The organism is Streptomyces sp. NPDC054847 (assembly GCF_053610925.1).
Map to the genome: position 1 here is coordinate 1 of NZ_JBSGZJ010000380.1, position 6,842 is coordinate 6,842.

General features: G+C 71.8%; 8 protein-coding genes and 1 pseudogene. 3 read left to right on the forward strand and 6 right to left on the reverse strand.

Annotated elements, in window-relative coordinates:
• Positions 1-40 precede the first annotated feature (40 nt).
• The 3 genes and pseudogenes from ACWGH4_RS27740 to ACWGH4_RS27750 all read right to left on the reverse strand — a co-directional run.
• Complete coding sequence (locus ACWGH4_RS27740) at positions 41-445, reverse strand: ChaB family protein (protein WP_441265907.1); 405 nt, start codon at positions 443-445, stop codon at positions 41-43.
• Positions 446-622: 177 nt separating this feature from the next.
• Entirely contained in the window at positions 623-961 is a 339-nt protein-coding gene (locus tag ACWGH4_RS27745; RefSeq protein ID WP_453465782.1) for a GNAT family N-acetyltransferase, read from the reverse strand.
• Positions 962-985: 24 nt separating this feature from the next.
• Positions 986-1,954: pseudogene (locus tag ACWGH4_RS27750) on the reverse strand (pirin family protein); the annotation flags it as partial.
• A 79-nt stretch (positions 1,955-2,033) separates the two neighbouring features.
• On the opposite strand from ACWGH4_RS27750, the gene ACWGH4_RS27755 reads away from it, so the two are divergent.
• Positions 2,034-2,540, forward strand: a complete 507-nt coding sequence (locus ACWGH4_RS27755; protein ID WP_453465770.1) for a carboxymuconolactone decarboxylase family protein — start codon at positions 2,034-2,036, stop codon at positions 2,538-2,540.
• 5 nt (positions 2,541-2,545) lie between these two features.
• Here the strand turns inward: ACWGH4_RS27755 and ACWGH4_RS27760 are convergent, their stop codons facing one another.
• Positions 2,546-3,013 carry a VOC family protein gene (locus ACWGH4_RS27760; RefSeq protein WP_453465772.1) on the reverse strand — a complete coding sequence of 156 codons (468 nt, stop codon included), beginning with the start codon at positions 3,011-3,013 and terminating at the stop codon, positions 2,546-2,548.
• Positions 3,014-3,431: 418 nt separating this feature from the next.
• Between ACWGH4_RS27760 and ACWGH4_RS27765 the strand changes: the two genes are divergently transcribed.
• Both ACWGH4_RS27765 and ACWGH4_RS27770 read left to right on the forward strand, forming a co-directional pair.
• The gene (locus tag ACWGH4_RS27765) at positions 3,432-4,169 is read left to right on the forward strand and encodes a lysophospholipid acyltransferase family protein (protein ID WP_453465774.1); all 738 of its coding nucleotides are present in this window, start codon (positions 3,432-3,434) and stop codon (positions 4,167-4,169) included.
• A 272-nt stretch (positions 4,170-4,441) separates the two neighbouring features.
• Complete coding sequence (locus ACWGH4_RS27770) at positions 4,442-5,491, forward strand: NAD-dependent epimerase/dehydratase family protein (protein WP_453465776.1); 1,050 nt, start codon at positions 4,442-4,444, stop codon at positions 5,489-5,491.
• A gap of 28 nt (positions 5,492-5,519) precedes the next feature.
• On the opposite strand, the gene ACWGH4_RS27775 is transcribed toward ACWGH4_RS27770, so the two are convergent.
• On the reverse strand, positions 5,520-6,263 hold the full coding sequence (locus ACWGH4_RS27775) for an urease accessory protein UreD (protein WP_453465778.1): 744 nt from the start codon (positions 6,261-6,263) through the stop codon (positions 5,520-5,522).
• Between the two features lie 7 nt (positions 6,264-6,270).
• Positions 6,271-6,842 (reverse strand): urease accessory protein UreG (gene ureG, locus ACWGH4_RS27780; RefSeq protein WP_453465780.1); only part of this gene is annotated, 572 nt, incomplete at its 5' end.

A 6,842-nucleotide genomic window follows, 5' to 3' on the forward strand; every position in this document is an offset into this window, starting at 1 on the left:
CGTCGGGTCTGTGGCGTCGCCGCGTGCCGGGCCTCGGCGTTCAGCCGGAGCGGGCGCGGCGCGTGCTCGAACGATTGGCCTTCTGGACCGCCTCGAGCAGCTCGGACTTCGTCATGTGGGAGCGGCCGCCGATGTCGAGCCGCTTGGCGAGGTCGTAAAGGTGCTGCTTCGTGGCCTGCTCGTCGACGCCTTCGGCGCTGGGGGCCGGCTGCTGCCTGGGCGTGGCGGCCCGCGGGTCGGAGGGGCCCTTGCGCCCCTTCTCCTTGCGTTCCCAGTGGTCGGCGACCTTCTCGTACTTGTGCTTCAGGGCGCTGAACGCGACACGGTGCGCCCGCTCCCCTTCGCCGTACTGCTCGACCGCTGAATCATGCGCCTTGATCCAGGTGCGCTGAGCGTCCTTGGGAGAGCGTTCCAGCGTGGACGGAAGCTCTTCGCGTCCTGGCATGGCCATCACCTCCTGCGTGCCGTGTACGACGCGTTCCCAGCTCTCACGGGTCGAAACGGCGCGCCCGCCGGCGCCGCAGGGCCACCACGTGCCCGATCGGAGCAAGTACGCGCCGCCGGAAGCGACTTCAGCGCAGGCAGGGAGCCGGCCTCCGACTCCCTGCCTGCGGACGTGGTGTCAGTGGAGCTCGCCGTCGAGCCACTGGAGAACCTCGGGCGTCACGGGGTCGGAGATGTCCGCGAACCCGTCGTGCTTCTCCAGGTACTTCTTGACGTAAGGACAGACAGGCACGATGCGCTTGTGCGCCGCGCGGACGTCGTCCAGGGCGTCGTGCACGAGCCGGGAGGCCAGGCCCTGTCCGGAGAACGCTTCGTCGATCTTGGTGTGGTAGAAGACCCGCTGGTCGCCGCGGTCGCGGTAGGCCGTGAACCCGGCGATCCCGCCGTCGACCTGGATCTCGTAGCGGTGCTCCGCCGGCACGTGGCGGACGGTGGGCGCGGCGGTCTGCTCTGTCATGGTGTTTCCTTCTGCGGGCGGGGCGGGGTTCTTCCGGGGGGAGATGATCGCGTTGGGGAGTGCGGGTGCCGGGAGGCGGTGTCCGTCGTAGCCCTCGACCCGGCCGAAGCGGTCCGACTCGGTCTGCCACTCCTCGCGGGCCCGGACGATGTCGTCGTGGGTGCGGCCGATGAAGTTCCACCACATGACGATCTCCTCGGGGAACGGCGGCCCGCCCAGCAGCATCAGCCGCGCTGTCCCGGGTGCCTCGTTCGTGAGGGTGAGCGTGTTCCGGCCAGGGCCGGCGTAGCCGAGCTCGGTGGGCCGCAGAGTCGTCCCCTCCATGCGGACGTCGCCGGTGTCGACGAGAACGCCGTGCTCGAAGTCCGGATCGGTGCCGAGGGTCACTGTGGCGCCCGGAGCCACGGACAGCTCGGCCCCGAGCAGCGGCGTGAAGGTGCGCACCGGGGACGTGACACCGGCGAGCGAACCCAGGAAGACGCGGGCCTCGCCGCCGTCCAGCGGAACCGGGTCCGGTACGTGGTGCTGGAAGTTCCGCTCGGCGTTCCGGTGCTGCTCGGGCAGTGCCACCCACAGCTGGACGCCGTGCAGCCGTGTCGTCCGGGGCGTCGACACCTCCGAGTGGCTGATCCCGTAACCGCCTGTCATGAGGTTCACCTCGCCCGGCCGCACGAAGGCGTGACTGCCCAGGCTGTCGCGGTGTTCGATCTCGCCGGTGAAGAGCCAGCTCACCGTCTGGAGCCCGGTGTGCGGGTGGGGAGGAACGTCCATGCCACCGGTCGCGGCGACGTCGTCGGGTCCGTAGTGGTCGGCGAAGCACCACGCGCCGATGAGAGTGCGGGCCCGCTGGGGCAGGGTGCGCCGCACCGTCATCGCGCGCGGGCCGCCGAGGGGGACGCTCCGCGCGGTGAGGACTTCGACGGGAGGTCGGGACGCGCCGTCCGCCCGAGCTCCGCAGGCCAACTCGGCAGGATGCACTTCCGTATTGCTCACCGCGAGCCCTCCTCAGAAAAAGTTTCGTTTTCAACATCCTCATGATAGGACGGGCAGCGAGAGATCGCGCGACCAAGGAGTGCACGTGGCAGAAACCTCAGCACCGGAGACCGGCGGCCGGGTCTTCATCGACAGACAGAGCCCGGACGCCTACCGCGCGCTGACCGCCACGGCCGAGGCGGTCAGGAACGTCGCGGCCCGGTCGGGGCTGGACCGGATCCTCGTCGAGCTGATCAATATCAGGGTCTCCCAGCTCAACGCCTGCGCCTACTGCCTCAGCCTGCACACCAGGAAGGCCCTGCGCACCGGTGAGACCACACAGCGGCTGGGCGTGCTCGCGGCGTGGCGCGACACCGCGCTGTTCAGCCCCCGGGAGCGGGCGGCGCTCGCCCTCGCGGAGGCCACCACCCGTCCGGCGGACCTCGGCGAGCAGGACGCGGCGTACGCCGAGGCGCGGGCCGCTCTGTCGGACGACGAGATCTCCGCCGTGATCTGGGTGGCGATCACCATGAACGCGTTCAATCGCGTCTCCGTCATGAGCAAGCACCCGGTGCGCCGCGATCCGGCGCCGTCGCCTCAGGAGTGACGCCGTCAGGGTGGCGATCCCGCTGACCCGTCGGGCCGGTCGGCGAACACGCCCTTCAGCATGCCCGTCGCCTGCCCCACCTCGATGAGGTAGCCGTCGGGGTCACGCAGGTAGCAGCGCAGTTCGGCCTTGCGGTCGAGGGGGTGGGTGAGGAAGCGGGCGCCCTTGGCCAGGGCGTCGGCGTAGAAGGAGGCGATGTCCGCGACGCGGACGTTCAGGAACGCGGACACCGTCCCGTCCTCCTCCGGCGGCACCAGAGTGATGCCGGGTTTGTCGGGGGTGGGGCCGCCTCCCGGGTTCATGATGATCCAACTGTTGGCCACCTTCACGATCGCCGGGTTCTCCTCCAGCACGATGTCGCCGCCGAAGATCTCGGCGTAGAAACGCCGCGAGAGCGCGACGTCGCGCACGGTCAGGAAGTGCGTGAGGAGAAGGCCCTGCTCGGGTGCGGGCAGATCACCAGGAGTTGCCATCGCTCGGCTCCTTTCTGGACCGGCCCACCGGGCCCGCACCCGGCTGCTCCCGGCCCGGAAGGGGCGGGTACCCCGGCCCGGCGGTGCCAGGCACCGGACGCGGTCCGCCCGGCCCCGCCGGACACCGGCGGGGCCCGGACGGTCGTCCCGTCGTCGTGCCGGGCCGGAAGCGACGCATGTCCGTTCTGAGATGCGGGGTCTCGGGCTACGATCGATCGCCGGAGAACGCAGGCGGAGCCTTCATCGGCCGCCAACAATCTGACGCCCCATGATGTGAGGGAGCAAGGAGTCAGCATGAGTCCGATCAGAGCCGATCAGGGTCGACCTCGCCCACAGTGCGGCTGAGGCCGCGGGTGCGGGCTGTACGCGGGCAGAACACGGCCTCAGGGCCGATCCGGGGAGAGTTGGGAGAGACGCCGTGTTCTATTACGTGCTGAAATACGTGCTCATCGGACCGCTGCTGCGGTTGCTCTTCCGGCCGCGGATCGAAGGACTGGAGCACATCCCCGCCGAAGGCGCGGCGATCGTGGCGGGCAATCATCTGTCGTTCTCCGACCACTTTCTGATGCCTGCGATCATCAAGCGGCGCATCACGTTCCTCGCCAAGGCGGAGTACTTCACGGGGCCCGGCCTCAAGGGCCGGCTGACCGCCGCGTTCTTCCGCAGCGCCGGGCAGATCCCGGTCGACCGGTCCGGGAAGGAAGCCGGCCAGGCCGCCATCCGGGAAGGGCTCGGCGTACTGAACAAGGGCGAGTTGCTGGGCATCTACCCCGAGGGCACGCGCTCGCACGACGGCCGGCTCTACAAGGGCAAGGTCGGTGTCGCAGTCATGGCCCTCAAGGCCGGGGTGCCCGTGGTGCCCTGCGCGATGGTGGGGACGTTCGAGATCCAGCCGCCCGGACAGGTGATCCCGAAGGTCAAGCAGGTCACGGTCCGGTTCGGGGAGCCGCTGGACTTCTCGCGGTACGCGGGCATGGAGAACGAGAAGGCGGCGATCCGCGCGGTCACCGACGAGATCATGTACGCGATTCTCGAGCTCTCCGGGCAGGAGTACGTCGACCGCTACGCCGCCGAGGTGAAGGCCGAACAGCAGGAGCAGCTGGAGCAGGAACAGCGCGGCGGCAAGCCGAAGAGGCTTCCCGGGCGCCGCTCCTGAGCCATGCCCGCGCGCGCCATCGGGCGCCGCGGAACCCGGCGGCGTGCCCGGCCGCGAACCGCGGAGCTCCCGGACCGCGACCGCGTACCCCGGCCGCGCATCCCGGCCTCGGAGCGCAAATCTCCCGGACCGCGGATCTTCCGCACCGCGACCGCGGATCCCGCCGCGGAACCCGGCGGCGTGCCCGGCCGCGGCCCCCGGCCGCGAACCGCGGATCTGCGCTCCGCTAATTTCGCGGCCGCCACGCCGCCCCCGCGCCTAGCGTGCCTGTCATGAGCAGAGGAAACGCGTTCGTGCTGGGCGCTTCAGGACAGATGGGACGGGCGGCGGTGGCCGCCCTGGTCGCGGACGGGTGGGAGGTCCGGGCGGCCTCCAGGGGCGGCCTCGTGGACGAGGCGTGGCCCGACACGGTGCGGTCGGTGCGGGTGGACCGGGAGGACGACGCGGCCCTCGCGGAGGCCGTCGGAGAGGGCTGTGACGTCCTCGTCGACATGGTGGCCTTCGGCCATGGGCACGCCCGCCAGCTGAGGAGGATGTCGGACCGGATCGGGTCGGCCGTCGTCATCTCGAGCGGCGCGGTCTACGGGGACGACCGGGGGCGCAGCTTCGACACCCAGGGCCGGCCCGACGGCTTTCCGCGTTACCCGGTGCCGATTCCGGAGGACCAGGCCACCGTGGCCGCCGGGGAGTCGACGTACGGCACCCGGAAGGTGGCGCTGGAGCAGGAGTTGCTGGCCGCAGGTGACGAGCTGCCCGTGACCCTGCTGCGGGCGGGCGCCGTCCACGGGCCGCACTGCCGCACCCCGCGTGAGCTGTACTTCGTCAAGCGGGCACTGGACGGCCGCCAGGTGCGCGTGCTGGCGTACGGCGGTCTCAGCAGGTTCCATCCCGTCCATGTGTCCAACGTGGCGGAACTGGTCCGGCTGTCGGCCCGCAGGCCCGGCTCGCGGGTGCTGAACGCGGGCGACCCGGACGCGCCCACCGTGGCCGAGATCGGCGCCGCGATCGACGCGGTGCTCGGCCGGCGCACCGAGACCGTCCTCGTCGACGGGCCGCCCCCGTCGTCCTCGGTCGGCGAGACACCCTGGTCCGGTGCGCATCCGGTCGTCTACGACATGAGTGCCGCGGAGGCCGAGTTGGGCTATCGCGCGGTGACCGGCTACGCCCAGTCCCTGCCGGCGACCGTGGAGTGGCTCGCGGCGCGCCTGCACGGCAGGGAGTGGACCGAGGCGTTCCCCAAGATGGCCGCGAACTACGGGAAGGACGCCTTGTTCGACTACGCGGCGGAGGACGCCTGGCTGGCGGAGCACCGGGCCGGCTGACCAGGACACGACCGGGGCCACCGCCGCGTCACGGGCTGCCGAGCAGATGCCGCAGGGCGCCGTCGAGCACGCGCCGCAGCGCGAGGGCGTCCGCCGCGAGCGCGGTGACCAGTGCGGCCGGTCCGGCGAGCGGGGTGAGCGCCGCGGTGGGGCCGAGGGACACCGGCTCCGGCGGCTTGTCCTCGTACGCGGGGTCGACGACGAGGAGTTGGCCGGCCGCCCGGTGGCCGGCGAGCACGGCGGGCCCGTCCCAGCCGCCCGGAGCGCCGGGGCCGCAGGAGAACCCGGTGTCCAGCAGGGGGCGGCCGGTGCGGTGGACGGTGAGCCGGGTGGCGAGGGTGCCGGGCTCCTCGCCGTACCGGCCGAGGATCTGTTCCTCCCGCAGCACCAGCCGTGCCGTGGCGGCGAGTCGGACGCGGGTGCGCATCCGCAGGTCGCTTCCCTGCGCGGAGATCAGCTGCTGCGGCAGCCAGTGCAGTTCGGCGTCCTCCCCGACGTCCAGCGTGGTGTCGTACCGGGCGTGCCGCCGTTCTGCGCCGGGGAGGGCGATGGTCGCGGCGGCCGAGTCGACGGTGAGGCGGGCGCCGTCGCGCACCTCGGCCTCGACGGCGAGCCGGTCCCCGCCGAGGGGTGCGCTCATGGCGCCGACGAGGGTGACCCGCAGCCGCGGTCCGGTGGAGCGGGTGCGGCGCAGCGCCAGCGGCCCGTCGCTCGTGAGAACGGGCAGACCCGTGCGGTCGGCGACGATCCGGGCAGTCGCGTGGACGCTCATCCGGGATTCATCCGGTCCACGCGGCGAGCTGCGCGCGCACCCAGTCGGCGACCGGCGCGATGCCGTCCGGCTCGCGCAGCGAGGTGAAGACGACGGGGAGTTCGCCGCGCTGCTCCTCGGCGTCGCGCGCCATGCGGCCGAGGTCGGAGCCCACGTACGGGGCGAGGTCGGTCTTGTTGACGACGAGGAGGTCGGCCGTGGTCACGCCCGGGCCGCCCTTGCGCGGGATGTCGTCGCCGCCCGCGACGTCGATGACGAAGACCTGGGCGTCGACGAGGCCCTTGGAGAACGTCGCGGTGAGGTTGTCGCCGCCCGATTCGACGAGGATCAGGTCCAGGGGGCCGACGCCGTCCTCGAGGTCCTCCACGGCCTCCAGATTGGCGGAGATGTCGTCGCGGATCGCCGTGTGCGGGCAGGCTCCGGTCTCCACGGCCTGGATGCGCTCGGGCGGCAGCACCGCGTTGCGGAGCAGGAACTCGGCGTCCTCACGGGTGTAGATGTCGTTGGTGACGACCGCGATGGACAGTGTGTCGCGGAGCGCGGCACACAGGGCGGCGACCGTGGCGGTCTTCCCGGAGC